Source organism: Cellulomonas sp. A375-1, from assembly GCF_001040865.1.
Classification (GTDB): Bacteria; Actinomycetota; Actinomycetes; order Actinomycetales; family Cellulomonadaceae; genus Cellulomonas; species Cellulomonas gelida.
Genome location: NZ_LFKW01000063.1, coordinates 1 through 1,322 on the forward strand (window position 1 = coordinate 1; position 1,322 = coordinate 1,322).

General features: G+C 73.5%; 1 protein-coding gene. It reads left to right on the forward strand.

Annotation, left to right across the window (positions count from 1 at the left end; translation table 11 throughout):
* Nucleotides 1–1,303: multicopper oxidase domain-containing protein (locus CWIS_RS07185; RefSeq protein ID WP_048342586.1), on the forward strand; the 1,303-nt coding region annotated here is incomplete at its 5' end.
* Nucleotides 1,304–1,322 lie beyond the last annotated feature (19 nt).

Consider the following 1,322-nt stretch of genomic DNA (forward strand, 5'->3'; position numbering starts at 1 on the left):
CACCACGACCGTCCAGGTCGAGGCCGGCCGCATGCGCTTCTCGCCGTCCCGGATCGAGGTCCCCGCAGGCGACCGGCTCGTGCTGGAGGTGACGAACGTCGACGACGACGTCCACGACCTGGTCGTCGCCAACGGGGCGACCAGCGGTCGGCTCGCGCCCGGCGAGAGCGCGCGGGTGGACGTGGGGGTCGTGGGCGCGGGGCTCGACGCATGGTGCTCCGTGGCCGGTCACCGGCTCATGGGGATGACGCTGGCGATCGTCGTCACGGGCGACGCCGAGGTCGCGTCGCCGGTCGACCCGGGCTCCGGCGAGCGTCCCGACGAGGGTGTCACGGGCGGCCAGGACCACGCGATGCCGCACCACGGTGGCGACCCGGGCGAGGGCACGGCCTCCGGCTCCGGGTCGGCCGCCGACCTGCTCGACCTCATGGCCGAGCCGGACCCGGACTTCGTGGCCCGCGACGCGACGCTCGCTCCGCTCGGCCCCGACGAGGGTCCGGTGACGCGGCACGTGCGGCTCGTCGTGCAGGAGGTCGTGCGCGAGGTCGCCCCAGGGGTGACGCAACGGCTGTGGACGTTCGGGGGCACGGCGCCGGGTCCCGTGCTGCACGGACGCGTCGGCGACCGCTTCGTCGTGACGCTCGTCAACGACGGCTCGATCGGCCACTCGATCGACTTCCACGCGGGCGCGCTCGCCCCCGACGACGTCATGCGGACCATCGCGCCGGGCGAGGAGCTGACGTACGCGTTCACCGCCACGCGGTCCGGGATCTGGATGTACCACTGCTCGAGCATGCCGATGTCGACGCACATCGCGAACGGTATGTCGGGCGCGGTCGTCATCGAGCCCGACGGGCTCGCGCCGGTCGACCGGCAGTACGTCGTCGTGCAGTCCGAGCTCTACCTCGGCGCGCAGGGCGGCGAGGTGGACGCGGCGAAGGTCGCCACGCAGATGCCCGACCTCGTGGTGCTCAACGGCTACGCGAACCAGTACCGCGACCGGCCGCTGGCCGCGACCGTCGGGCAGCCCGTCCGGTTCTGGGTGCTCGACTCGGGGCCGAACCGGCCGAGCGCGTTCCACGTCGTCGGCGGGCAGTTCCACACCGTGTACCGCGAGGGCGAGTACACGCTGCGCGACGGCGGGTCGACCGGCACGGGCGGGTCGCAGGTGCTCGCGCTGCAGCCCGCCGAGGGCGGGTTCGTCGAGCTGACGTTCCCGCAGGCCGGCACGTATCCGTTCGTCTCGCACGTGATGTCGGACGCCGAGAAGGGCGCCGCGGGTCGCGTGGTGGTCACCCCCTGACACCACGACGACGAAGGGG